The 26,477-nt window shown below is 43.1% G+C and carries 27 protein-coding genes and 1 pseudogene; 6 read left to right on the plus strand and 22 right to left on the minus strand.

All coding sequences use genetic code 11. The features are described 5' to 3' along the window. Window positions 1–66: 66 nt before the first annotated feature. Complete coding sequence (locus ACSBOP_RS16705; protein ID WP_442601648.1) at window positions 67–516, minus strand: hypothetical protein; 450 nt, start codon at window positions 514–516, stop codon at window positions 67–69. Between the two features lie 284 nt (window positions 517–800). Between ACSBOP_RS16705 and ACSBOP_RS16710 the strand changes: the two genes are divergently transcribed. From ACSBOP_RS16710 to ACSBOP_RS16720, 3 genes are all read left to right on the plus strand, one after another. Then, the gene (locus tag ACSBOP_RS16710; protein ID WP_442601649.1) at window positions 801–1,016 is read left to right on the plus strand and encodes a KTSC domain-containing protein; all 216 of its coding nucleotides are present in this window, start codon (window positions 801–803) and stop codon (window positions 1,014–1,016) included. A 97-nt stretch (window positions 1,017–1,113) separates the two neighbouring features. Continuing rightward, window positions 1,114–2,844, plus strand: a complete 1,731-nt coding sequence (locus ACSBOP_RS16715; RefSeq protein WP_442601650.1) for a glycosyltransferase — start codon at window positions 1,114–1,116, stop codon at window positions 2,842–2,844. Between the two features lie 60 nt (window positions 2,845–2,904). Beyond that, a complete protein-coding gene (locus ACSBOP_RS16720; protein WP_442601651.1) occupies window positions 2,905–4,866 on the plus strand; it encodes a glycoside hydrolase family 15 protein in 1,962 nt (653 codons plus the stop codon). Between the two features lie 53 nt (window positions 4,867–4,919). Here ACSBOP_RS16720 and ACSBOP_RS16725 read toward each other — a convergent pair whose 3' ends face one another. From ACSBOP_RS16725 to ACSBOP_RS16800, 16 genes are all read right to left on the minus strand, one after another. Beyond that, window positions 4,920–5,387: a CBS domain-containing protein gene (locus ACSBOP_RS16725; RefSeq protein ID WP_442601652.1), complete on the minus strand. Its 468-nt coding sequence runs from the start codon at window positions 5,385–5,387 to the stop codon at window positions 4,920–4,922. 145 nt (window positions 5,388–5,532) lie between these two features. Beyond that, a complete protein-coding gene (gcvH, locus tag ACSBOP_RS16730; protein WP_442601653.1) occupies window positions 5,533–5,916 on the minus strand; it encodes a glycine cleavage system protein GcvH in 384 nt (127 codons plus the stop codon). Window positions 5,917–6,059: 143 nt separating this feature from the next. Next, window positions 6,060–6,608 (minus strand): peroxiredoxin, encoded by a 549-nt coding sequence (locus tag ACSBOP_RS16735; protein ID WP_442601654.1) that lies wholly within the window; start codon window positions 6,606–6,608, stop codon window positions 6,060–6,062. Between the two features lie 101 nt (window positions 6,609–6,709). Beyond that, window positions 6,710–8,443 (minus strand): ABC transporter ATP-binding protein, encoded by a 1,734-nt coding sequence (locus tag ACSBOP_RS16740; RefSeq protein WP_442601655.1) that lies wholly within the window; start codon window positions 8,441–8,443, stop codon window positions 6,710–6,712. Then, window positions 8,436–10,208, minus strand: a complete 1,773-nt coding sequence (locus ACSBOP_RS16745; protein WP_442601656.1) for an ABC transporter ATP-binding protein — start codon at window positions 10,206–10,208, stop codon at window positions 8,436–8,438. The genes ACSBOP_RS16740 and ACSBOP_RS16745 overlap by 8 nt, the downstream gene beginning before the upstream one ends. Before the next feature lie 149 nt (window positions 10,209–10,357). After that, entirely contained in the window at window positions 10,358–11,437 is a 1,080-nt protein-coding gene (gene leuB, locus ACSBOP_RS16750; protein WP_442601657.1) for a 3-isopropylmalate dehydrogenase, read from the minus strand. A gap of 112 nt (window positions 11,438–11,549) precedes the next feature. Continuing rightward, the gene (locus tag ACSBOP_RS16755; protein ID WP_442601658.1) at window positions 11,550–12,137 is read right to left on the minus strand and encodes a KinB-signaling pathway activation protein; all 588 of its coding nucleotides are present in this window, start codon (window positions 12,135–12,137) and stop codon (window positions 11,550–11,552) included. 74 nt (window positions 12,138–12,211) lie between these two features. Then, window positions 12,212–12,559 (minus strand): DUF1516 family protein, encoded by a 348-nt coding sequence (locus ACSBOP_RS16760; protein ID WP_442601659.1) that lies wholly within the window; start codon window positions 12,557–12,559, stop codon window positions 12,212–12,214. A 165-nt stretch (window positions 12,560–12,724) separates the two neighbouring features. Continuing rightward, window positions 12,725–13,129, minus strand: a complete 405-nt coding sequence (gene gerQ / locus ACSBOP_RS16765) for a spore coat protein GerQ (RefSeq protein ID WP_442601660.1) — start codon at window positions 13,127–13,129, stop codon at window positions 12,725–12,727. A gap of 46 nt (window positions 13,130–13,175) precedes the next feature. Further along, the gene (locus ACSBOP_RS16770) at window positions 13,176–13,598 is read right to left on the minus strand and encodes a cell wall hydrolase (protein WP_442601661.1); all 423 of its coding nucleotides are present in this window, start codon (window positions 13,596–13,598) and stop codon (window positions 13,176–13,178) included. Between the two features lie 183 nt (window positions 13,599–13,781). After that, entirely contained in the window at window positions 13,782–14,978 is a 1,197-nt protein-coding gene (locus ACSBOP_RS16775; RefSeq protein WP_442601662.1) for an aminotransferase-like domain-containing protein, read from the minus strand. A 78-nt stretch (window positions 14,979–15,056) separates the two neighbouring features. Beyond that, the gene (locus tag ACSBOP_RS16780) at window positions 15,057–16,601 is read right to left on the minus strand and encodes a 2-isopropylmalate synthase (protein ID WP_442601663.1); all 1,545 of its coding nucleotides are present in this window, start codon (window positions 16,599–16,601) and stop codon (window positions 15,057–15,059) included. Window position 16,602: 1 nt separating this feature from the next. Continuing rightward, a complete protein-coding gene (ilvC, locus tag ACSBOP_RS16785; protein ID WP_442601664.1) occupies window positions 16,603–17,592 on the minus strand; it encodes a ketol-acid reductoisomerase in 990 nt (329 codons plus the stop codon). Window positions 17,593–17,771: 179 nt separating this feature from the next. Then, window positions 17,772–18,260 carry an acetolactate synthase small subunit gene (gene ilvN, locus ACSBOP_RS16790; RefSeq protein WP_442604511.1) on the minus strand — a complete coding sequence of 163 codons (489 nt, stop codon included), beginning with the start codon at window positions 18,258–18,260 and terminating at the stop codon, window positions 17,772–17,774. Then, entirely contained in the window at window positions 18,260–20,008 is a 1,749-nt protein-coding gene (ilvB, locus tag ACSBOP_RS16795; protein ID WP_442601665.1) for a biosynthetic-type acetolactate synthase large subunit, read from the minus strand. Before ilvB ends, ilvN begins: the two co-directional genes overlap by 1 nt. A gap of 504 nt (window positions 20,009–20,512) precedes the next feature. Continuing rightward, on the minus strand, window positions 20,513–20,614 hold the full coding sequence (locus ACSBOP_RS16800; protein WP_442601666.1) for a hypothetical protein: 102 nt from the start codon (window positions 20,612–20,614) through the stop codon (window positions 20,513–20,515). A gap of 74 nt (window positions 20,615–20,688) precedes the next feature. On the opposite strand from ACSBOP_RS16800, the pseudogene ACSBOP_RS16805 reads away from it, so the two are divergent. Both ACSBOP_RS16805 and ACSBOP_RS16810 read left to right on the plus strand, forming a co-directional pair. Further along, window positions 20,689–20,844: pseudogene (locus ACSBOP_RS16805) on the plus strand (LacI family DNA-binding transcriptional regulator); the annotation flags it as partial. 26 nt (window positions 20,845–20,870) lie between these two features. After that, window positions 20,871–21,026: a substrate-binding domain-containing protein gene (locus tag ACSBOP_RS16810; RefSeq protein ID WP_442604512.1), complete on the plus strand. Its 156-nt coding sequence runs from the start codon at window positions 20,871–20,873 to the stop codon at window positions 21,024–21,026. A gap of 53 nt (window positions 21,027–21,079) precedes the next feature. On the opposite strand, the gene rplT is transcribed toward ACSBOP_RS16810, so the two are convergent. From rplT to ACSBOP_RS16835, 5 genes are all read right to left on the minus strand, one after another. Then, complete coding sequence (gene rplT, locus ACSBOP_RS16815) at window positions 21,080–21,439, minus strand: 50S ribosomal protein L20 (protein ID WP_442601667.1); 360 nt, start codon at window positions 21,437–21,439, stop codon at window positions 21,080–21,082. Window positions 21,440–21,491: 52 nt separating this feature from the next. Then, window positions 21,492–21,692: a 50S ribosomal protein L35 gene (gene rpmI, locus ACSBOP_RS16820; RefSeq protein WP_442601668.1), complete on the minus strand. Its 201-nt coding sequence runs from the start codon at window positions 21,690–21,692 to the stop codon at window positions 21,492–21,494. Window positions 21,693–21,717: 25 nt separating this feature from the next. Then, entirely contained in the window at window positions 21,718–22,218 is a 501-nt protein-coding gene (gene infC, locus ACSBOP_RS16825) for a translation initiation factor IF-3 (protein WP_442601669.1), read from the minus strand. Between the two features lie 250 nt (window positions 22,219–22,468). Continuing rightward, on the minus strand, window positions 22,469–23,404 hold the full coding sequence (gene glsA / locus ACSBOP_RS16830; protein ID WP_442601670.1) for a glutaminase A: 936 nt from the start codon (window positions 23,402–23,404) through the stop codon (window positions 22,469–22,471). Window positions 23,405–23,510: 106 nt separating this feature from the next. Next, entirely contained in the window at window positions 23,511–24,767 is a 1,257-nt protein-coding gene (locus ACSBOP_RS16835; protein ID WP_442601671.1) for a glycosyltransferase family 2 protein, read from the minus strand. A 571-nt stretch (window positions 24,768–25,338) separates the two neighbouring features. Between ACSBOP_RS16835 and ACSBOP_RS16840 the strand changes: the two genes are divergently transcribed. Beyond that, window positions 25,339–26,466 (plus strand): MGDG synthase family glycosyltransferase, encoded by a 1,128-nt coding sequence (locus ACSBOP_RS16840; RefSeq protein WP_442601672.1) that lies wholly within the window; start codon window positions 25,339–25,341, stop codon window positions 26,464–26,466. Window positions 26,467–26,477: the final 11 nt, after the last annotated feature.

Consider the following 26,477-nt stretch of genomic DNA (forward strand, 5'->3'; position numbering starts at 1 on the left):
AAAAACCCATTGCACACATTCGATTTGAATGTTGGCAATGGGTTTCTTGTATGTTAGCCGATTGGCCTAGTTGATCGTTCTAGTAGATGTAGACTTCGTAACTGTAGGATCCTTCTTGAGCAGTCTTCCACGCCTTACACTTAGTGCAGCCAGCCGCTTTTTCAACTGGGTTTCCCACTCTTCATCATTTATTTTTTTAGCAACTGACAATAAATCGAGTGCCATATCAATTTGATTCTGCACCACTAAAACCGGGTCCTCATCTTCGTGACTAATACAATTCTCGAACATGATTTCCTCTTCTTCAGGGTCCACATACTCCACAAAATCAACTTCATAAGCCCCGTCACTATGAGCATATTCCGATAATACTTCATACTCATGTTCGACCATATAGTGCACTTCAACACGATGACAGACCGGACAAAATACGATAGGCACATTATGAATATGGGTCCGAAGGTGTTTTAGCGTTCCCTTAGCTCCAATCATGCTTGCTCCACAGCAAAAGCTCATGTGATTCCCTCCTCGTCATAACAGCCATTTTTCGTGACATCGAATTTATATCGTCTAACGCATAAATTCTAAATATCACCTTAAGAAAAGCTCATAAAAAGAGTATGGTTTTATTATTAGTTTACAGGAATCGTATTCGAGACAACAATGGAAAATTCCTCTTTTTTGTTGATATAGAATTTATATCATCTCGCTTTTAGCTGCTGTTCCTCACTAAACCATTCTAAATAGACGCTCCATTACATATATATGGGTAGGCATTGACATCGAAAAGGAGGATCTACATGCAGATGATCCCAGTTGTATCCAAACAAATTGCATGCGTGCAGTACGATGAAGATTCCGCGCGGATGATCGTGCAATATCACACTGGGCAGACGCAAACCTATGATCATGTACAACGAACCGATTATGAGGCCATCCTGACTTCGACGAATGTATATGATTCATTGGTCCGGATGACCAAACTGCCCTATAGCATGAATCATACGTCACCTTAAACCATTCATATGATTGAAGATCATACCCATTTATGTGGGATGGTCTTTTTTTGTGTCTATGATAAAATAGACAAAAATAGCCAATTAGGTGAACCTCATGACGATTAACCTACTATATTCACATTCGCGAACGCTATCGATCAGTTGGGATATTCCAATTTCTACGATTCATCAGATAGAATCCCACTATCACATAAGCTCGCCTCAGGCTCGCCCTACTATAAGACTTTATGATGTCACCGATTGCCTGGCATCCCCCCCGCGCCCCTTTCTCATGTATGAATGGCAGGAACATGCGCCCTCGGGCGAGCGCTTTATTGCACAGCTATATGATGGACGCTGCTATGCAGCGGATTGGGGTATTTATCATTCAGAAAATAATTTTGTCCCTTTTGAACGTTCTTTAATGGTTCGGGTGGGTTGGGAGCAGAAACTAAGCTCATACCCCATTGATCCATTTGAATTATTAGAAAAAGAGTATGAGGGGACGGGACAATTTTCGGCGTATACGTGGTATGGAGAAGGAGAGAACCATTCCTGTTCCAATCTAATCGTAAGTGAAAATGCGAATGCGTATATAGGCGAAAAAGTGCTCCGAGACTCAGGCACCCTACCTGCTTCGCCCCGCCGCCGCCAAGGGCCGCTTCGCCTTGCAATGCTCGCGTGGGAATACCCGCCGCACATCGTCGGCGGTTTGGGCCGCGCCGTCTCCGACTTGGCGCGGCACCTCGCGGGGCAAGGCCTCACGGTGCATGTCTTCACATGCACCGCTCCTAGCTCCCCCGCGGAGGAAACCTTGGACGGCGTGCATGTGCACCGCGTCCGGGTTCCTGCATCACCCGATCCCATCCACTTCTGGGATCGGGTGATGCAAATGAACTTCGCGCTCGCACAGCGACTCGCGAAGCTGGACTCGGATGAGGCGTTCGACCTCATCCATGCCCATGACTGGCTCGTGTTCCACGCAGCCAGTCAGTCAGCGGGAGCCTTGCAGCTCCCGCTGATTGCAACCGTCCATGCCACGGAACATGGACGCAGGTTCGGCAGGCTGGAACCTGGCCTGCCCACATGGATTCATGAGCTGGAATGCCAGCTCATGCATTCGGCTGCACACGTCATTGTGTGCAGCGAAGCGATGCGGACGGAGATTACGTCCGTCCACGGCGTTCACCCACAGAGCATAACCGTCATCCCCTGTGGGATGGACATACCATCTAGGATCTCAACAGAACCTGTTATCACTTCTCTACCAACTGAGCCACCCGCTCCCCCTACCCCCAACATCCTGTTCGTGGGTCGGCTCGTCTATGAAAAAGGCATCCACATCTTACTTGATGCCATGCCTGCTTTAATCAAACACTTCCCAGAACTACACCTGTGCATCGCTGGTGTTGGCCCTATGGAATCGCAATTACGCGAGCAAGCTCAACCTATATTTAAGCATGTCAGCTTCGTAGGTTGGGCTGACGAGTTGACCAAACAGCAATTGTTTAATGAAGCTTCATTGTGTATCATTCCATCTTTATATGAGCCATTCGGTATCGTTGCTTTGGAGGCAATGTCTTATGGGATTCCACCCCTAATCAGTAGTGTCGGTGGTCTTACTGATATCGTTACACACGGTGTAGATGGATGGCATGTACCTGCTGGAAATAGCCATGCCCTAGCCAATGCGATCATCCATCTACTTACACATTCTGATATATATTTGGAATTGCACCATGCCGCCAAACATACCATACAATATCGGTATGTGTGGTCTCATTTCGCCCAAAAAACGATTCAAATTTACCAAGACCATCTCCCGACATTACCCACAAACGTTTAATATGATCGCCATATGGAAATAGTAGTTTCATAGGATTGATGATAGTGAGGACGTGATATTTTGCCGAGACATTTCGTAATTGGAAACGGAAAATTGTTAATCAATCTCGACCGTAACACTTATATGCGTGATCTGTACTACCCCTATGTTGGGCAGCTTAATCATATTGGCGGGTACCAGTGCCGGGTTGGTGTCTGGGTGGACGGCGCTTTTTCCTGGCTCAATGCACCCGAGTGGAAATTTCAATTGTCCTACATCGAGGATTCACTTGTTACAGATGTAACCGCTACAAATGATCAATTAGGGCTCACCCTACACATTCATGATGGCGTGCATCAACGTGACCATATCTATATCAAACGCATAACGCTGCACAATCACCACGATGCGCAGCGTGAGGTTCGTCTCTTTTTCAATCAAGATCTTCTCATTAATGAAACAGAGATCGGCGATACAGCTGCTTATTACCCGTACAACAACACCATTTTTCATTATAAAAAAGACAATTACTTCATGTTCAATGGTTCAACGGGCAGTGAAGGGATCTACCAATACACAACTGGGGTAAAAAGATTTTATAACGCTGAAGGAACATGGCGGGATGCTGAAGATGGGCACTTAATGGGAAATACGATTGCCCAAGGATCTGTTGATTCAACCTTATCCTTGAAGCATCAACTTCCCATTCAAGGTGAGCACACTATCTATTACTGGATGACAGCAGGCCGAACGTTAGAGGAAGTAAAGAAGCTTGATTCCTATGTAAAAGAGAACCATCCCGGCAAGCTGTTAGATCGCGTCGCTATCTTCTGGCAGCGTTGGTCGAATAAAGAAGAACGACATTACGGTAATCTGACACCAGAGATGATTCGTCTATTTAAACATAGTCTGCTCATCGTTCGTACCCAGACGAATACCGGTGGAGCGATTATCGCTGCTAACGATTCCGATATCATGCAAAGCAATCGAGACCATTATTCCTATATGTGGCCTCGGGATGGCGCCTTAATTGCCTACGCCATGTCCAAAGCAGGTTACTCTGGGATGGTGACGCCTTTTTATCATTTTTGCGCAAATGCATTATCCGCTGAAGGCTATCTGCACCATAAGTATAACCCTGACGGAACTGTCGGCTCATCTTGGCATCCTTATATACATGCGGGCCAGCCTCGCTTACCGATCCAAGAAGATGAGACAGCCCTGGTATTGTTTGCACTTTGGGAGGATTACCAGCAGCACGGTTCCATTGAACTAGCTCAATCTTTATATCACAGTTTAGTTCGTAAAGCGGCTGGGTTCTTAGCGGAGTATGTCAATCAAGAGCTAAATCTACCTCTTCCAAGCTATGACTTGTGGGAGGAACGCTATGGGATTTATACGTTCACGGTTTCAGCCGTCTATGGCGGTTTGTTAGCAGCCTCCAATTTCTGCGCCCTATTCGGAGACGATGAACGCAGCAAACGCTACAAACATACAGCCGAACGTTTGAAATCAGGCATACTTCAGCATCTATGGGATGATCAGGCCAAGCGTTTCGTGCGTGGGCTTTATTTAGAAGATGGCAAATGGGTCAAAGATATGACATTGGAAAGCTCGGTGTATGGTATTTTTGAGTTCGGTGTACTCCCTGCTGATGATGCTCGTGTTGTCTCCACGATGCGTGCGATTAAAGATGGGCTCACCATCCAAACAGAGATTGGTGGCATCGCCCGATATGCGCATGACTATTACTTCCAGCGTTCATCCGACATTGAGCGAATACCAGGGAATCCGTGGATCATCTGCACCCTCTGGTTAGCAGAATGGGAAATCGAGTGTGCGAAAAATATGGCTGATCTCGAGTCACCTTTCCGTACTTTGGAATGGGTCGTTCGCCATGCCATGGAAAGCGGCATTCTCCCTGAGCAGCTTGATCCACTTACAGGTGAACCTGTTTCCGTCGCACCACTCACTTGGTCGCATGCTACTTTTGTCTTAGCTGTGGTAAAGTACATGAACAAGTATGAGCAGTTGTTAAAATAAATCCTATCAAAAAGAGCCATGCGACTTCCCCGCATGGCTCCTATCCTAGAAAATTACACTTGCCAAGCTCTACTATTCTCCATCGCCTTGCGAAGAAGATCACCACGGCTGATAATACCGACCAGCTTACCATTTTCCAAGACAGGTACTTTCTTAATCTTCCGTTTACCCAGTATTTCAGCGACCCTCTCTACAATTGTGTCCACATCCACACTGACAATACGATGTGTCGCAATATTCATCACGGGCTCTTGGGCAAGCTCCTGAAGCTTGTCTCCCAATGCTTGATGATCCAGCCAAATACCTGTGAAACCCATTGGATCGATTACAAATTGATCATGACTTCCTATATGTTTCATAATGTCTCCATCACTAATGAATCCAACTACTTTATGTTCATCATCGACAATCGGAACCCCACCTATGCGATTAGCAACTAGTACTTCCATAACTTCTTTCATTTGGGCGTTGTTCGAGATTGCAATCACTTTATCGACCATAATATCTTTTGCTGTTCGCATGATTATGCCTCCCTATTCCCTATCTCTCATAGAAATTATTTAATTCTAAATCTTTTAGAATTAATATTATTTTAACATAAATAACCTTTTTAATAAAGAAAAAGCGTCTAACCGGTTGGCTAGCGCTCGCTCTTTTCTTTCGATCTTATTCGTGTCCATAAACCTCAGCATATTTGGCTGCATCCCATAATTCTTCTAACTCTGCTGAATCTTGCAATTCCATCTCAACTAACCAACCTTGCTCATAAGGGCTCTGATTAATTTTCGAAGGTATCTTGCTTAACAATGTATTCACAGCTACAATTTTACCGGAAAGCGGTGCAAGAACCTCGGTAACCGTCTTGATTGATTCCGTTGAACCTAATGGTTCCCCGGCCTTCAAGACATCCCCCAAAAGCGGGAGCTCTGCGAATACGATCATGCCAAGTTCCTCTTGTGCAAAATCCGTAATTCCAATTACCGCACGATTTCCTTCTAACCGTACCCATTCATGATTCGGTGTATACTTCAAGTGGTTTGGAGCTTCCATTGTCATTCCTCCTATGCGCGTTCCATTTCACTATTACTTCATCTTTAACACCTTCACATATTACCATAACAAATTTCAGCAAAAAAACCAAGAAAGCCCCTCACCGTCGGTTGACGAATGAAGGGCTTGTCCAAGAAATGAAATTACTTCACTTCAAGGTTTTTGTCGCCTGGTTTCCAGTTCATTGGGCACAATCCACCGGATTGTAGAGCTTGCAATACACGTAGCGTTTCGTCAACAGAACGACCTACATCATTGTGGTTAACAACTTGGTATTTCAATTCGCCATGCGGATCGATGATGAATAATCCACGAAGTGCAATACCTTCTTCTTCGATCAATATACCGTAGTCACGCGCTACTTTCTTAGTCAAGTCAGCAGCAAGTGGGAAGTTCAACTGACCAAGACCATTTTGGTCGATTGGTGTGTTGATCCATGCACGGTGAGAGTGAATGCTATCTGTAGATACACCCAATACGTCACAGTTCATATCTCTAAGTGTTGGTGTCGCTGCGCTTAGACCTGTAATTTCAGTTGGGCATACGAATGTGAAATCTAGTGGGTAGAAGAATAATACTAACCATTTGCCTGCATAATCAGACAACGAAACTTTTCCGAAGCCTGTACCGTCTCCGAAAGCTGTCTCCATTGTGAAATCTGGAGCTTGTTTACCTACTAAACGCTCTGCCATGTAAGAAATCCTCCTTGAATGTCTATCTATTTTTAATAGTAAAATCGTATCATTCGGCCTGTCCAATGTCAACGCTACCAATCACATATAATAGTCATCTATCAAATGACATCTTGGAGTTCCAAAAGACGATCCTGTTGTTTTTGTACAAGATCATAGTAGACAGATCGTTGTTCAAGTAACACTCCATGTCTACCCTGTTCAACAACAGTACCTTGATCCATAACAACAATGTGATCCGCATTCTGTATTGTAGATAAACGATGCGCGATAATAATTGTAATTCGCCCCTGACGCAGGCGGTCCAGATTCGCTTGTACTTGTCGTTCAGTTTCCATGTCCAGTGCAGAGGTCGCCTCATCAAGAATAAGCACCTCGGTATCTCGTAGCACCGCTCTTGCTAAAGCAAGCCTCTGCCTTTGACCCCCAGATAGAGTTACCCCTCGTTCTCCAATAACCGTGTCATACCCTTCAGGTAGACTCATGATATAGTCATGAATCAGCATCGCTTTGCAAATTTCATGCATCTTTTCCTCAGATATCTTTTCACTACCTAGGAGAAGATTCGTTCGAACCGTATCAGGGAACAGATAAGGATCTTGAAACACAAGTGTGATCCTATTCATCCATTCTTTCCTCTGAATATCTTGTAAGGGAAGGTCGTTAATTCGTATCGTTCCTTCACTTGGTTCAAAAAAACGAACTAGCAGACTTGCTACCGTAGATTTCCCTCCACCACTTGAACTAACGAACGCTGTTTTCTGCCTTGCAAGGAGACTCACATTTAACCGCTTCAACACATCTTGTTTCCCATATTTAAACGATACCTGATCAAATTCCACCCTCTCAATCGGTGCATGTAACGTAAGTGTCCCTTCTTGAATACTTTCCCCTTCCAATACACCACGCAATCGCTCTATTGAAGACATTCTGCTCGAAAGACTCATAATAGCTAAGTAAATCTCGTTAAAAGATTCAAGCATTCGAGTCGTAAATTGATACGTAATTACAAACATCCCAATTGACAACTCATTTGAGAGAACCAGCTTACCCCCGTACAACAAGACAAATAATACCGCCCCCCACTTTAGAGGATCACTAAATAGCATCTGCTTATTAATTAATTTTCCTTCCTTCATGACGCTCTGAAAGTACGTTTGGAATTTCTTTGAATAGGTTCGACTTTCCCAATCTTGTCTATGGAAAGCGATCACTTCTCTGGTTGACGAGACTCCTTCTTCAAGATGAACAATGAGATCCGATTTGTTCCGATTGACTTCCCCTGCCACTTTCTTACGTGGTAGAGCAAATATTTTACCTAATACCGTATAAAGACATGTAAAGACTAGCATAACACCTAACATCAGCAAATTTGCCTGATACATAGCAACTGTAATCACGACCAAGCTAAATACATACTGCATCACACGCGGGAAATACATCCCACCAAAATGAGCGCTCATCTTGATATCATCTGTAAAATTGTACACATAATTTGCAGTTCGTTCATTTTGTAATCTTTCAATTGGCAAACGATACATGCGTTGCATCAGTTCACTGCTCATCGAAGCTCTTATTTTGGCACAAGTCAGGTGAATCACGTGCGGACCAAAAGTAAACAGTAGCGAGTAGATCAGATATGCCGCTGCAATTTGGAACAAGACTGGCCAGAAGCGCCCCATTTCCCCACCTAAGAAGACATCATCAATCATCGTTTTCTGCAGCCAAATGGAGGCTAAATTGGATGTTCCTTCTAAGGCCATTAGAACAATGGAGAGTGTCAACAACCCTTTAGCTTTACGCATATGGCTCCATAGCCATCTCAAGTTATTCATCGTTTGCCTCCTGTTCTTTTGACTGACCAACTTTGATCTGGTAGAAAGCTCCCTTGGCTTCGATTAATTCCTGATGAGTTCCCGCTTCTACAACTTGTCCCCCATCAATAACAACAATTTGATCAAAATCTTCAATCGTCGAAAGGCGATGTGCAACTGCAATCACTGTTTTTCCTTGAAATGCATGACGAAAAGCCTTCTGAACCTCATTTTCACTTACGTTATCAAGTGCCGAAGTTGCTTCATCTAACAAAATAATAGAAGGATTGTGGATCAACATCCTTGCAATCGCGATCCTTTGCTTCTGCCCTCCTGAAAGCTTCACGCCTCTTTCTCCTACTATCGTGTCATAGCCATCTGGAAAAGCTGTAATAAACGCATGGGCATATGCTGCTTTCGCAGCTGCAAGCACTTCTTCCTCTGATGCCTCTGGTTTACCAAACTTAATATTCTCCCTTACTGAGGAACCGAACATATAGGATTCTTGAAACACATAACCCAGAGATTGTCTTAATGAGGAAAAAGATAACTGATTGATCGGGATATCATCGATGTAAATTTGTCCTTCTTGAGGATCATAAAAGCGTCCAAGCAGCTTTAAGACAGTCGATTTCCCATTCCCGCTCGTTCCTACCAAGGCAACACGTTCCCCAGGTACAATTCGCAAATCAAAGTGCTGTAGAATAGGCTGACTCGGATGATAGGCAAAAGAGACTTTGTCAAAACGGACTTCGCCGCGAACACGGGATAAATGAAGAGGCTGCTCATCTTCACTGACTTGAGGTTTTAGTTGTATAAATTGATACAACCGATCGATCTGATGCATCAACACTTTCTGCTCCGTAATGTTGGTAACAACAATGGTTAATTTATGCATGGCAACGAAATATAGAAGAAGAAAGGAAACGAACTCCCCCACCTTTAGATCTTGCCACTGCACCAAGTAATAGCCATATATAAAAATCGCGATACCGCCAATATAATAAGTCAACCGTCGATTCGTTCCACGTAAGTAAGCATACCAGTAAGTTTTTATCATACTCGAATTGAAAACCGATACCTTGTTCATAAATCGATCTAAGTCCCATTTCTCTGCTGCAAACACGCGTAATTCCGATATAGAAGAGATACTTTCATATACTTGCTGATTCTCTGCAACTCGATTTCTCGACATCTCTTTACCCGTTATAGATGCTTGTCGTTCTAACATTGGACCAAATATGTAGTAAAGAAAGAAACAAGGAACAACGATTATGGACAAGTGTACGCTTGTAGTGACCATCATGGCCAAAGAAATAATTGAAAAAATGAAATAGTTGATTAACCATGGAAAATGATCCCGATACAGACTTTGTAAAGACGCTACTTCTGTATTCAATAGAGATAACGTTTGACCCACTGAATTTTGCTCATAGTAAGAAAATCCTAACTTACGTAAATGTTGAAATATCGTAAACTGTACGTCTCTAGCAGCTTTTTCTTGTAAATGCCTTTGCAGTAAATTTCGAAGTAAACTGGCCAGTAGTCCAAGCGCAATTAGACCTGTGAGCAATAAAATTAAATAATAAAATAAATCCAAATCACGGCTTGGTAGAATGACATCGATGAAGAATTGAATGAACTTCGGGATCACAAGCTCTGAGGCGGAAAAGATGATGTTGGTTATAACCAGAAGTATCAGAATGCCGAGATAAGGCTTTACAAACTTTAATGACCATACATAAACCGTCCATAGTCGAGTTGATTCTTTCGCTTGATTTTGCATCGTACGCACCTGCCTTTCTTATTCATTTTTTTGGAAAATAAAACCATTGTATGGGTTGCATCTAAAGTTGTCAATCGCTATAAGCGCTAAAAAGACTGCCCTTCAGTCGTTGACATTGGGGGCAGTCCTCTTTTCTTTTATTTATTCATTTATTTCCGAATCGCAGCTACGATTAAATCACCCATCGCAGTTGTGCCGATTGCTTTACTCTTATCGACTGCAATATCTCCTGTGCGGTGACCTGCATCAAGCACTTCTTTCACTGCGCGCTCGATGGCATCAGCCGCATCATGATAACCGAAAGTTAAGCGGAACATCAATGCCACGGACAAGATTGTCGCAATTGGATTGGAAATTCCTTGTCCTGCAATATCAGGAGCAGAACCGTGTACGGGCTCATAAAGGCCAAATGCACCTTCACCAAGTGATGCAGAAGATAGCATACCGATCGAACCTGTTAACATAGCTGCTTCATCACTTAGAATATCTCCGAACATATTCTCTGTTACAATGACGTCAAATGAAGAGGGACGACGAAGGAGCTGCATCGCACAGTTATCGACTAATACGTGCTCAAGTTCAACATCTGGATAGTCCGCTGAGATACGTACCACAACTTCTCTCCAAAGACGGGAAGTTTCAAGTACGTTCGCTTTATCAACAGAAGCCAGTTTCTTACGTCTTGTTCTTGCCACCTCAAATGCTTGACGTGCAATACGTTCTATTTCTTTTACATTATAGACACATGTATCAACCGCTTCTTCACCATGTTCACCTTCACGACGGAACTTTTCACCGAAGTAGATTCCGCCTGTCAGCTCACGTACGACGATTAAATCCGTTCCATCCAGTACTTCTGGCTTCAAAGTAGAAGCATCTTTCAAGCAATCGAACACGACTGCAGGACGAATGTTGGAGAAAAGTCCAAGTGCTTTACGAATACCAAGCAAGCCTGTCTCAGGACGAAGTTCCTTCGGATTGTTATCCCATTTCGGTCCACCAACTGCACCAAGCAATACCGCATCTGCTCTTTGGCACATTTCCAATGTTTCTTGGGGAAGTGGTGTTCCATGCTCATCAATTGCAATACCGCCGAATAAGCCATGCTCTGTTTCAAATGAATATCCGAACAATTCCTCTGTACGTTTCAACACTTTTTCCGCTTCTGCAACGACTTCTGGACCAATTCCGTCACCAGGAATAACTGCAATCTTTTTAACCTCTGCCATATGTAACACGCTCCCATGATTTTCGCTTATCTATAGTTGTAGCATATTTCTATACACGATTCTAAGATATAAAATCTATGGTCTTTATAGGTATTACCTATGGGAGTAGGGATTAATTCTTCACTAACTTATGCAAAATTAAAATTTGCCTTGCATTACATACGAGCAGAACAACCATCATAAACAATGTACTGAAAAAATCATCGGCTTTAAACACGGGTAAAGACATCAATGCCGTACCCACAATCATGAAGAACAACGTCGGCAGCAAAGCTCCCCGATTCGTCAACTTCACTTTCCACATCGCGACGATAATTGAAAATACTAATAATAAGGCAGGTAAAAGCAATGAAATCGCCGCACTTTGCGTCGATTGCCCTTTATAGCTGAAATAATAGAATAGATCTGCAACCGCCAGTACAATAAAGAACCACTGTACAAAGTTCCATACCTTTAATCGATTTTTCAAAATACCGATCATATAATATTTCAGCATTAAAAAGGCGAAAAAGCCAAGAACACTCGTCATGCTAGCCGTTAGAAGCCCAAGTGATACCCCTTTAAGCTCTTCTCCAACCCCACCACTACCAAACAAAATAAAATTTGGAACTGTCATGCGTAAAACCCACCACAGCAACAATCCAGATATTAAACCATAAACAATCGTTGTCCACATGACATAAAGCCATTTTTTAAGCACATATATCTCTCCTTCATCATATAGAAAGAGCGCCACAATCACACAAGGTGAAGGCGCCCCTCAATTGTTTGAGTCTAGAACGAAATGACTCCATAGCCAATTAGGACAACAATAGCTGCCAAGACGATTGCACCAATTAGCATAGGTAAGAATGGCTTACGCTTGTTAATGCTTGCAAGTACCATCTCCATGCAACCAATCATGAGGATGGCTACAATTCCTTTAACCACATAAGTAGGAGGGAAATCCAACTTCATGAGCATACCGATCCCTGATACCAACATAATGAGGTAGAACAAACGCTGGATCATTTGTGTTACTTTTTGACGTTGGAAAATAACACTTGCTACGAACAAAATAAGTAAAATCGCCCAAGATCCCTTATGAGATTGAAGAAAAATATTAAATAGTTGATCTGACATTGATAATCCTCCTTAATACTAAATACATACACACCTAATCATATCAATCTTGTGACTACTCAAGCAATAGCATCATGCGAAATTCATACTTCTGACATAGGTTGTTCCCTATAACACAAAAAGAACCAAGCCATTGTGACCAGCTTGATTCTTCTTTACATGCTCTTATTTACGAGGCTGTGGCTTACCAGCGGGATACGAATAATTAAGCGGCTCATCAAATGTCGCATAATCAAAATTCACCATCTGCATCATCGTACGGACACCTGTCTTCGGATCACTAACGATAATATGATCACGTCCTGCTGCTTCCAATACGCCTTTGAAAATTTTGGCATTCCATTGGGAATTGTTTTCATAGGTCATATAAAAAGTTCCAACCTTACCCAAATTCATTCGCAATATGTTTTCGATATAGGATTCTTCAAATTTAGGTGCTGGAGTCACAACTCCTTGCGGGGTAATCATGTCACCACTTGAAGCATTAAATCCTTGCATAGGCATGCCTTGCTGTGGGTACATCATTCCTGGCATTTGATTCATAGCGGGGCGATAAGGGTAATTCATCATTCGCTTCTTCCTCCTTGGTCATTCCATTCATTTCATTTGAATCACTCTAGAACACTTGCGGGCAGTCCTCAAACGATGGAGCAAAAAAGCAATGCGATTTATAACGGCCCGTATTATCTTGGTTAAACCAGGTATCTGGACAGTCTCCAGTGGGACGGTAGAACCATAATGCATTTGTTGCAGGCCATTTGCGTTCGCCATTAATTGCGCGTTGGGCTCTGCGAATGTCAGCATCCCTAGCCTTTTGATAAAAATAGCCTTTGGTTGGTGCTTCAAAGCCGCCCGGACTTTGATAAACCATATCTCTTATATTCCTGATGTCCTTAAAATCCATACAGTCACCAAGAATACGGTTCACACCAACATTGCCAACCATCATCATCCCGGCATCTCCATCCTCCTCTGCTTCCGCTCGCATGAGACGGGCGAGTAGCTTGGTGTCCTCCGAATTTGTTTTAATGACTGCCATCTGCCTACCTTCCCTTCTTGTGTATGGGCCGGAGCCTTGACACTTTCCATATCCATCATATTGTGCGAATGCCTAGTTGGTGACAGCCAATTAATTATTTTTATGAAAAAAAGGTTCCTCTGTAACGCGGTAGCTCAAAGCTACTCGTTACAAAAGGAACCTTTTTCAATGATACTGAATTTCCTACCTAACAGGTAAAACAGATTGTATCGCACGATCCAATCTATTCATCCCCTCAATCAAACTCTCTCTATCCGAATGCGTATAATTCAGGCGCATCGTATTGTGCTTGGCATTACCCGCATAGAACGGATAACCAGGTACAAACGCGACCCCTTGCTCCACCGCTTTAGGCAGTAATTCCTCTGCACGAATACCTTCTGGAAGCTCAACCCAGAAGAACATGCCGCCTTTCGGTTCAATCCAAGTCACACCCGGCCAATTCCGTTCTGTAAGCAAGTCTGCCATCAGACGCATCCGCTCCTCATAGTGTGCACGAATCGTACGAATGTGCTGATTCAAATCAAAATGCTCCATGAGTTGATGCAAGGTTTGCTGATCCAGTGTTGAGGAATGGAGGTCAGCTGCTTGCTTCATACGGGACATATTACGGATTAACTCTGGATCGCCTACGACCCAGCCCGTACGCAGTGCAGGGGCCACTGTCTTAGAAAAAGTACTCGTATAAACTACACATGAACCTTCTGCCTGACCACTTAATGCAAAAATAGACGGATAAGTTTCTGTATCCCCAAACTTAATTTCTCCATACGGATCGTCCTCAAGAATGAGCACTTCCGCTTCGCGGCAAATGTTAAGTACGCTTTGACGACGTTCCAAGCTCCATACTTTTCCGGTTGGATTCGAGAATGTAGGGATGACATAAATCATTTTCGGGTGGTGCTCATTAATTTTCGCCTTTAAATCATCTGGATCGAGTCCATCTTTATCACCGCTTACGGATACGATCTTTGCACCACGTGATTGGAACACCTGAATGGCAGCCAAGTAAGTAGGCTCTTCCACCAAGATCACATCACCTGGATCAATATAAATGCGAGTTAACAGATCAATTGCTTGCTGGGAACCAGTTGTCAGCAGCATTTGATCTATCGAGACTTGAATCCCTTTTTCCCCCATCCAATTCGCAATGCTTTGACGCAGTGGAATATATCCTTCTGTCAGACCATATTGCAGTGCAGACTTTCCTTGTGCCATTACTCTTTGGAATGCTTCACTTACTGCATCAAGCGGAAACAACTCTTCAGCAGGCAGACCACCCGCGAATGAGATGATGGATTTACCTTGTGTCAGCTTTAGAATGTCACGAACTGCCGAGGATGAGAACCCATCAAGTGACTTTGAAAATTGAAATTTCATGCATGATTCTCCTTTTTATCCAACCCTTATTTTCGAAAAGACACCCTTCTCGTAACAGCATGAGTTGGGTGTCTTTCTTTAAATTAGCGTAACTTGACTGCGAGTTGTTGGATGTGTCGTTCTTTTGTCAATGAGTCGGTTAATCGCATCAATGTAAGCTTTAGCGCTAGCTTCAAGTATATCGGTTGATATACCGCGGCCCTGCACAGACCACTCACCTTGACGTAAAATAACATGGACCTCACCAAGTGCATCTTTACCTTGCGAAACGGAGTAAATTTTATAATCCTCCAGTTCCGTCTCTTCCTGTGTTGCTTTATCGATGGATTTGTAGATGGCATCTACTGAACCATTACCGATTGCAGCTTCTTCAATCATGCCCTCTGCTGTCTGAATACGTACGGAAGCAGTCGGTACAGATTGATTGCCATAGGAAAGTTGCATTATATTCAGCTTATACACCTCTGGCGTGCCTGTCAACTTCTCTTCAATCAGAGCGCGAATATCTTCTGCTAATACATTCTTCTTTTTATCCGCTAAATCTTTGAACTTCGCAAAAGCAGCATTCACCTGCTCTTCGTCCAAGTTATAGCCCATATCGATTAGCTTCTCACGGAAAGCATGACGACCTGAATGTTTCCCAAGGACAAGCTTGCTCTCTTTCAGACCGATTGTCTCAGGAGACATAATCTCATAAGTTGTCTTCTCTTTTAGCATGCCGTCTTGATGAATACCCGATTCATGAGCGAACGCATTCGCGCCGACAATTGCTTTATTACCTGGAACCGGCATCCCGGTCAGCTTACTGACTAAGCGAGAAGTTCGAGCAATTTCACTAAGCACTAAAGAAGATTTCGCCTGATAGAACTCGGAACGTGTCTCAAGTGCCATTGCAATTTCTTCAAGTGAAGTGTTACCTGCGCGCTCACCAATTCCGTTAATCGTACCTTCAACTTGATCGGCTCCATTGAGAATAGCTGCCAAAGCATTCGCTGAAGCCATACCAAGATCGTTATGACAGTGCGTGCTGAGCTGTACCTTCTCAATACCAGGCACATTTTCCTTCAATGTCTTAAAAATGTTCCCGTATTCGTACGGTGTTAAAAAGCCGACTGTATCCGGAATATTAATGACAGTAGCACCTGCACGAATCGCCATCTCTGTCACTTCACATAAGAAATCCAGTTCTGTACGACCGGCATCTTCCGATGAGAATTCGATTTTGTCAAAATACCGCTTTGCATACTTGATCGCCGCCTCAGCGGACTCAAGCACCTGCTGCTTACTCATCCGAAGCTTATGCTCACGGTGAATAGGTGACGTTGCTAAGAACAGATGAATACATGGATCTTGTGCAGCTTTCAAAGCTTCGCGAACCGCATCGATATCTGTTTCCCGTGACCGGGCAAGCCCAACAATTGTCGCATTCTTCACAGCTTTGGCTACTGCAGCTACGCCTTCTAGATCCCCAAGTGATGCAGCGGGAAATCCCGCTTCCATGCGATCAATACCAAGTTTCTCTAGTTGTAAGCCAATCTCAACTTTCTCCTGCATATTGAGATTGACACCCGGGGATTGCTCCCCGTCACGTAATGTTGTGTCAAAGAAGTAAATTTTTCTCATCTTACTTCTTGATCCAGTGCATCATTTCGCGAAGCTCAGCGCCAACTTTCTCTAGTGGATGCTCAGCTTCTTTACGACGAGTAGCCGTGAAGAATGCACCATTTGATTTCTCAACGATATAGTTACGCGCAAATACACCGCGTTGAATTTCGTCCAATACTTTCTTCATTTCAACTTTCGTTTGATCTGTAATGATACGTGGTCCTGTTACATAGTCACCGTACTCAGCTGTATCGGAGATGGAGTAACGCATACGGGAAAGACCACCTTCATACATCAAATCTACGATCAATTTCAACTCATGCAAACACTCGAAGTAAGCAACTTCGGGTTGGTATCCAGCTTCGATCAATGTTTCGAAACCCGCTTTTACTAGGGCACTAGCACCACCGCATAGAACAGCTTGCTCACCGAATAGATCTGTCTCTGTTTCTTCACGGAATGTAGTTTCGATTACACCCGCACGAGTGGAACCGATCCCTTTTGCATAAGCTAGACCGATTTCAAACGCTTGTCCCGTTGCATTCTGTTCAACAGCGATTAGAGCTGGAACACCGAATCCTTCAACATACGTACGACGTACAAGATGACCTGGAGATTTAGGAGCAATCATGAATACGTCTAAGTCTGGTGTAGGAACGATTTGACCAAAGTTAATGTTGAAACCGTGGGAGAACATAATTGCTGCGCCTTTTTTAATATTAGGCTCAATGGACTCTTTGTATACTTTTGCTTGTGTTTCATCCGGCATTAGAATTTGTATCACATCTGCACGGCTTGCAGCTTCATCAACTGTGAATACTTCAAAACCATCATTTTGTGCTGTTGTCCACGATTTGCCTTGACGAAGACCAATAATAACGTTCAATCCGCTATCACGAAGGTTTTGTGCTTGAGAATGTCCTTGAGAACCGTAACCGATAATTGCAATTGTCTTCCCTTTCAATACGCTTAAGTCTGCATCCTTTTCGTAGTACATTTTTGCTGCCATGTTATAAATCCTCCTTAGTATATGAAAAATGATATAAATACCGTAAATTAACCCTTAAGCGGGCGTTTCAATGATTTACTACTCCATTCCTTTGACGCCATTAGTCAATCGCTCAAACACCCGCTTAAGGTCAAATCTATAAATTATCTGAAAATTTCGCTTTCTTTTATTGCGCGATATTAGCGGATAGACCCGCGAACCATTGCGGTTGCACCTGTTCTCGATAATTCTTTAATGCCGTATGGTCTAAGCAACTCTATCATTGCATCTATCTTCTCTGAATCGCCTACAACTTGCACGATTAATGAATTAGGTCCAATATCCACAATCGATGCGCGGAACGTCTCAACAATACCGATAATTTCAGGACGTGCCGCAGGATCTGCACTCACTTTGATTAATCCTAGCTCTCTTGCAACCATCGGGCTTGCACTGAGATCAATTACTTTAATCACATCGATAAGCTTATACAGCTGTTTCGATATTTGTTCGAGCGTCTTATCGTCGCCTTCTGTTACGATAACCATCCGAGAAAGTCCAATTTCCTCTGACTCTCCGACTGTAATACTCTCGATATTGAACCCTCTGCGCCCGAACAATCCGGAAACGCGCTGCAAGACACCTGGTTGATTATTTACAAGAATAGAAATGGTATATTTGCGTATGATCATATCGAATCCCCCATAATCATGTCACTTAATGTGCTTCCTGCTGTAACCATAGGGTATACATTTTCATGCTTGCGTACGACGAATTCAACAACGACAGGACCTGGTGTATTTAGTGCTTCTTCCCATGCATCGCGTGCTTGCTCTTTATTCATTGCACGTAATCCTTTTACACCATAAGCTTCAGCAAGTTTGACGAAATCCGGTGACCCTGCAAGGTCGATATGACTGTATCGAGCGTCATAAATGATCTCTTGCCACTGGCGTACCATACCCAGCACTTGGTTGTTAATAATTGCAATTTTCACTGGAATGTTGTTGATCGCACAGATCGCTAGCTCTTGTGCACACATCTGCATGCCGCCATCCCCATTAATCGATACAACAGTTTTATCTGGATTCCCCAATTGTGCACCAATGGCAGATGGGAAGCCGAATCCCATTGTGCCAAGTCCTCCGGAAGAAACGAAAGAACGCGGATTTTTAAATTTATAATATTGAGCAGCCCACATTTGATGCTGGCCTACATCTGTTGTAACAATCGCTTCACCATGCGTCGTGTCGTTAATTAATTCAATAACAAACTGTGGTTTTAACTCCTCTTCTGAGTCAATGTAGCGAAGAGGGAAGTTCTTCACATTTTCTTGTACCGTGCGAACCCAATCTTCAGATGGTGCAGGTTGCGCTTTCGTATTCGCATATTCAAGTACAGCGAGTACATCACCCACGACCGGAATGTCTGTCTTAATGTTCTTACCAATCTCAGCTGGATCAACATCAATGTGAGCTACGATCTTAGCATTTGGTGCAAATCCGTCTAAGCTCATCGTTACACGATCATCGAATCTAGCACCGATCGAGATGAGTAAGTCCGCATTCTGAATCGCTGTATTTGCAGCATACGTACCATGCATCCCTGGCATTCCAAGCCACAACTCGTGTCCGCTAGGGAAACCACTTAATCCCAAAAGCGTTGTCGTCACTGGAATTTGCGTTTTGTTCACAAATTCAAGCAATTGTTCGGCTGCATTCGCGTAAACAACCCCGCCACCTGCAATAATAACAGGTTGTTTTGCCTCTTCAATGGCTTTAAGCAACTTATCAACTTGAAGCTTATTCGGATTATACGTGGGGTGATAACCGCGTATATTCACTTCTTCAGTAACTGGTTTAAAGATCGTCTTGTGAGCCGATACGTCTTTCGGAATATCGATAAGAACTGGGCCTTTACGTCCTGTATTCGCAATATGGAACGCTTCGTGAATGGTATGAGCCAAATCGTTCACATCACGTACGAGGTAGCTGTGCTTCGTAATTGGCATTGTGATACCTGTAATATCTGCTTCTTGGAAAGCATCTGTACCAATCGCGGTTGTAGCGACATTGCCTGTTATCACAACGAGTGGAACGGAATCCATGTAAGCTGTGGCAATGCCTGTGACGAGGTTAGTCGCCCCCGGGCCGGAAGTGGCAATACATACGCCCACTTTTCCAGTTGATCTTGCATAACCGTCTGCTGCATGAATCGCGCCTTGTTCATGGCGAGTGAGCAAATGGTTGAAATCTGAAAATCCATGCATAGCATCGTAAATGTACAGTACCGCTCCGCCCGGATATCCGAACACGCACTCTACACCCTCTAGTAGCAAAGATCGGAGTAAAACTTCTGAACCTGTAATTAATTCTGGCTGTTTTAATTTTTCAATCAATTCTTCTTTTGACTTCTTTAGCGTTGTCTCAACGTTCATGTGAATCCTCCTCTCAAAAAATAAAAATAAAAGCCCCTCATCCCGCGACGCATAAAAACTACGTCTAACGGGACGAAAGGCTTGATCGCTTTCGTGGTACCACCCAAGTTTGTCATGATCTTCACAGGTCATGACCTCAGTAGGTTTAGAATTCTAAACCGACGCACAGTAACGTGTGCGATTCCGATTTTTCCTAATAAGACAACGTTATGCTAGCAGCATCAGGTTTCTTTTCAGAAAAATGGCTCCGAGGTGAGCTCGTAAGAAAGGGATTAAGGCAATGGTTTCAGCAACTCCATCGCTCTCTGCGCATAAGTGCCCTTAAAACTTCGTCCTCTTCATAGCCGATTACAATTTCGATTATGTGAGTCAATTTCATTTCCTGTTTGAATGAGTTATGAAATTGATTCAGGTTAGAAGTTATTATATGCCTGTGATTCCGACTAGTCAAGCACATTTGTGGGAAGTTTCGAAATAATTGCTGAAGTCATTTCTGGAAAGCGATTACATTTTATTACCCTTATCGATGAGACCGAACTTAACTAATGCTTGATAAATCCCATCCTCTGAGCAAGATGCTGTTACGTGATTCGCGTACTTTTTCACCTCTTCGGAAGCGTTGCTCCATCGGATTATTATATATCAATTCATCCTCAAATACGACATACAAGGAGACTTTTATGGCTAATATCAAAAAAATAGCACAACTAGCAGGCGTATCTATAACAACTGTTTCTCGCGTACTCAATCAACATCCTTATGTTAAAGCGGACAAAAGAGAAGCCGTTCTTCAAGCCATTCAAAAATTAAATTACACCCCTAACCAAAATGCGGTGCAGTCATTGGCTTTGATAACCAACCCATTGCATGTGCACTAGATCTTACAACCGTAGAGCACCCCACTTTCGAAGTAGGACGAGTAGCTTGTGAGATCACACATAGCCAAATTACTGAGAAGTCCAATACACCCTCGCATCAAGAATTGCCTATTCGTTTAATCAAACGTTCGACTGTATAAACAAAAAAACGCCTTATGGCATCAACCATAAGGCGTTCGTTTTAAAATGCTAATTAAGCATTAATTTTTGTTTTAGCTGCAGTTGCAAGATCAGCAAATGCTTTTGCATCATTAACAGCTAGATCAGCAAGGATCTTACGGTTAACTTCGATGCCAGCAAGCTTAAGACCGTGCATCAATTTGGAGTAGGACAAGCCGTTCAAACGAGCAGCCGCGTTAATACGAACGATCCATAATTTGCGGAAATCACGTTTTTTAGCGCGACGATCACGGTATGCATACACAAGGGATTTGAATACTTGCTCTTGTGCTGTTTTGAATAAACGGTGTTTGGAACCGAAATAACCTTTAGCGAGTTTTAATACTTTTTTATGACGACGACGGTTTGTAAAGCCGCCCTTGACTCTTGCCATAGTAAATACCTCCTGGATATGATGAATGTAGAACTAGTATGCATTCATACGATTATTTTAAGTTAGCTAGACCTTGCTTCAAGCGACTAACGTCACCAGCAGCCATTAAAGTGCTTGTAGACAATACGCGTTTTTGACGTCCGGATTTAGCGGACAACAAGTGGTTTTTGTGTGCTTTGTGTCTTTTTACTTTACCAGTTCCAGTTACTTTGAAACGATCTTTCAAAGAACTATGTGTTTTCATTTTTGGCATGGGAATATCCTCCTCGAATAAAAATTTACGTCGTCGCTTTTGGTGTTAAAATCATAATCATGGAGCGACCCTCAAGCTTAGGTGCACGCTCAATCGAGGAAATTTCAGCTGTTTCAGTTGCAAGGCGATCAAGCACCTTTTTACCGATTTGAGCATGAGCAATCTCACGACCACGGAAACGAACAGAAGCTTTCACTTTGTCGCCGTCTTTTAAGAATTTAACCGCATTACGCAGCTTCGTCTGGAAATCATGCTCATCAATTGTCGCACTTAGGCGGATCTCTTTAATGTCCACCACTTTTTGATTCTTGCGAGCTTCTTTCTCTTTCTTCTGCTGCTCATAGCGAAACTTGCCATAGTCCATAATGCGACATACAGGCGGCTTCGCTGTTGGTGCTACATTAACCAAATCTAGGTTAGCGTCAATTGCCATCTGAAGAGCTTCACGTGTAAGCTTAATACCAAGTTGCTCACCGTCCGATCCAATTAATCGAACTTCTTTAACGCGAATCTCATCATTAACCATATGATCCTTGCTAATAGCCTTCCACCTCCATAGGTAAATCAATGAACCGGTTTACAAATATAAAAGGGATGTGTGCAACTACGGCCCACATCCCATTGATCACATTGCTCTAGCAAAGGAAAGATCATCATAAACCAGCCAACATTCGTCGGTCAGGTGAGAAGCGGGCGCCTCTTCTTGCGAAGTGTTTAAACAACACTCGAATAATATATCACATTGATTTAGACAATGCAAGCTTTATCTTCAGCAATTAAAACATACTCCATTCAAATCGCGTGGAGAGTGTTTCTAGCAATTGAACCCCGGCCACGCTATTGCCTTTATTGTTCAGTGCAGGTCCCACAACTCCGATACCCAAACGTCCTGGAACCAGTGTGAGAATCCCCCCTGATACGCCGCTTTTCGCCGGAAGGCCGACACCGATCGCAAATTCGCCCGATGCGTTATACATACCGCAAGTGATCATGAACGTTTTGGCGATCTGCACATACCGCCGCGGAATGAGCTGTTGGCCTGTTGCAGGATCCGTCCCATCACATGCGAGCAATAGTGCCATTCGCGCTACGTCCATGCACGTCACTTGAATCGAGCAGTGGCGGAAGTAGACATCCAGAACTTCCTCAACGTCGCCGGTAAGCACCCCATTATCTTTTAAAAAATAAGACAATGATCGGTTACGATGAGCCGATGCTGCTTCAGACCGATATACATCATGATTGATATCAATCGTATGATTACGTGTGATTTGCCGGAAAAAGGTCAATACCCGCTCTGATTTCTCCTGTGGGCTCGATCCTGCGATCAGGGAAGAGATCGCGATAGCGCCCGCATTAATCATCGGGTTGAACGGAATACCAGGCTCTACCAGTTCTAGCTTGAGCATAGAGTTAAAGTCGTCTCCGGTCGGCTCTTTCCCAACCTTGGAGAACACGGCATCCTCCCCATGGTCCATGAGCGCCAAAATCAACGTAAATACTTTGGAAATACTCTGGAGCGTGAATGGCAGTTCGACATCCCCCTCCAACACATATTGATCGTACCGATCCAAAATACAGATACCAAGCGCATCACTTGGCACCTTGGAAAGCTCCGGGATATAAGCAGCAACTTCCCCCTGCTCAGAATGCGTGCGACAAGCTCGTACCGCCTCTGGCAAGTATGCTTTGATTGACTCCAAATCGTCCAACGTGTATCCTCCCTTTCATAAATTAGGGTATAAATGCCAAAAACAGGCTGATCTAGTCATTATAAATGACAGACCAACCTGTTTACTTAACTGTTAATCAAGATCATTAGCCAACTTGTTGTTTCGTCATGTTTGACTTTTTCGCTGGCATTTCTTCTAGACGAATCACGCGAGTATGCTCGGTGTGACTCCATTGTTTATTGTTCTGAGTAAAGAACGCATAGAACGTTACCGGCCACCATGACAATAGGAATACCGGATACAAGATCAAATGCTTCCACATCTTAGATGGTGCTTTCTCAAGAAGCAGTGCAACTGGGAACTGTGCATACGTTAAGAACATCAACGAGTTAAACAGTAATGGAATAGACAAGAAGATCGATGGAAAGAAATTTGGACCTGGTATTGCGATATCGATCCAGAGTGCAACTGTAACGATGGAACCTAAAAACAAGTTATATACGTTAACCGCGTAAAGCGCAGTATCAATCTTTGTCCAACTACGTTCTTTAATTCCCTGCCATAATAGCGGGAAGAAATAACGACGAGCAACGGAGAAATGTCCTTGCATCCAACGTAAACGCTGCTTACAAGAAGCTTTGAACGTAAGAGGCTTCTCATCATATACCTTTGCATCATAGTTAAATGTCGGGTAAATATTACGCTGTACACAACGCATTGTGAACTCTAAGTCTTCAACAAGTGAAGTTGCTCCCCATCCCATCTCTTTAAGAAGAGCAGCATCAAAGCACATGCCTGTTCCGCCAAGATAGTTCGCCATTCCAAGGCGTACACGCGGCATTTGCCATAGACGATTACAGTACCAATAAGTAATAGCTGAAGCAGCTGTAATCCAAGAATCGTTCGGGTTCTTTGTATCCAAGTAAGCTTGAATAACTTTGGAGCCATTGCACAAGTCATTGTTCATGTGCGTCAAGTAATCTGGACTAGCAAGGTTATCCGCATCAAAAATGACAACTGCATCATATTGACGTGGACGTTTCCACAACTCCTTAAACATCCATTCAACCGCGTAGCCTTTACCACGCTGATTTTTATTGTGGCGTTCACATGCATATACGCCCTTCTCACGAGCAATCTCAGCTGTGCGATCCGTACAATTATCTGCAATGACGAATATGTCATACAGGTCCTTTGGATAATTCATCTCTTTCAAGTTGTCAATAAGAGCACCTACAACCTGCTCTTCATTATGCGCTGCAACTAAAACAGCAAACGATTTTTTTGGCGCGTGTTCTTGCCTTTTCTTTGGTAAGCGATAACCGAAAAACGCGAGCACTAACTGATAAGCGCCATATAACGCGAAAAATACTTGCGCCGCTAACAATAGCCCATTCAGCATGATTAATCCCCCTTTTTCTCCTACAAAGTTCTCTCTATATCTCTTTGTATGTAGACACCTTTTGAAATGAAAATGTTACAGTAATGATAACCGATAATGATTTTCCTATCTTTAGCTGTAATTGTCAAAACGATTTAAGCCCCTTTTAAACCCTAACTTCCTCAATTAGCGCAATATTTTCGATTCCAAACCACAAACGCTTTGATTCCATCGTATTTAATTGAGATATCACCCGTTTTCATGTTTTGTGCTACATTTTATTACGGCTTTGTTACAGAAATGTTTCAAACAGCTTACATCATTATAATGCACGAATTTACGATAAACAACTCACAAAAGCAGGAAAAATGCATTTTTGCTATTAAATGGGCATTTGTAATAAATCCACTTTCAATCCTCCCCGAATAAAAGCCTTTTCAAACCTGTGTAAATAACTTAAAATTATATTGAATATTATTACATTAGTAGTAATTTAAGGATCGTTATCTCATCTTTCATTGTTGCAAACTGGAGATAAAAGGGTTATGTTAAAAATAAATAATCTACGGTACGAGGTTAGGTGACCATGCGCTTGCGTAAAAAAAGGATTCTGCTGTTATCCGAAGGATTCGGTGCCGGACACACCCAAGCAGCCCATGCACTTGCGGTTTCCTTACGGCAGCTGTATCCCGAATTTCAAACCCGAGTATTAGAACTCGGTTCTTTTTTACACCCAACGCTTGCTCCATTAATTTTTAATGCCTATCGAAAAACAGTATCTTCCCAACCTAAGCTATACGGGAAGCTTTATCGATTCCAATATAAAAAGTCACTAAATCCATTGACTCAACTTGCACTGCATCAGATCTTTTATCGGCAGACATCCGAAGTAATTCGACATCTAAAACCCGATATAATCGTATGCACGCATCCTTTTCCGAATGTAGTTGTTTCCCGTCTCAAACGATCCGGTCTATCCATCCCACTTGTCACAGTGGTAACGGATTATGACCTGCACGGTACTTGGGTTGATCCTCAAGTAAACAAGTACCTCATCTCGACTAATGACGTGAAATCGAAGTTGCTTAAACGCGGCGTCCCAGAACAGAAGATCGAAGTAACTGGAATTCCAGTTCACCCCTCCTTCTGGCAAAGGCATGATCGCAGCAACATTCGTGAACATTTTGGGTTAAAAGCGATGCCAACTGTGCTCGTCATGGGCGGTGGCTGGGGACTTGTTGGAGATCATTCATTGTTTGACGATATGGTAAAATGGAGCGATCAAATTCAGTTTGTATTTTGTTTAGGCAGCAATGAAAAAGCACTGCAAAAAATGTCTGAAACCCCAGGTTTCCAGCATGAAAATGTACGGTTGATGGGTTTCACTAAAGAAATTGACAAGCTTATGGAAATTTCCCACTTACTCATCACAAAACCTGGTGGCATTACTTGTACAGAAGGTTTAGCCAAAGGAATTCCGATGCTATTCTACAAGCCAATCCCCGGGCAAGAGGAAGAAAATATGCAATACTTTACCGAGAATGGGTATGGGGAACAGATTATGTCTCGTGAGACAATCAACCGCAGGTTCCATATGCTACTGGAGGAGTATGAGGATGTTGGTAAACATGAGGTCGATCGACCTATTACCCCAACAGATATGACAAACCCTTATCCACCAGCTGGTTATTCCAAAGCTATTGCTGAATTACTCATGTAAAATGTGAAAAA

Origin of the sequence: Paenibacillus sp. KN14-4R, from assembly GCF_052180255.1 — a bacterium.
Taxonomy (GTDB): domain Bacteria; phylum Bacillota; class Bacilli; order Paenibacillales; family NBRC-103111; genus Paenibacillus_AM.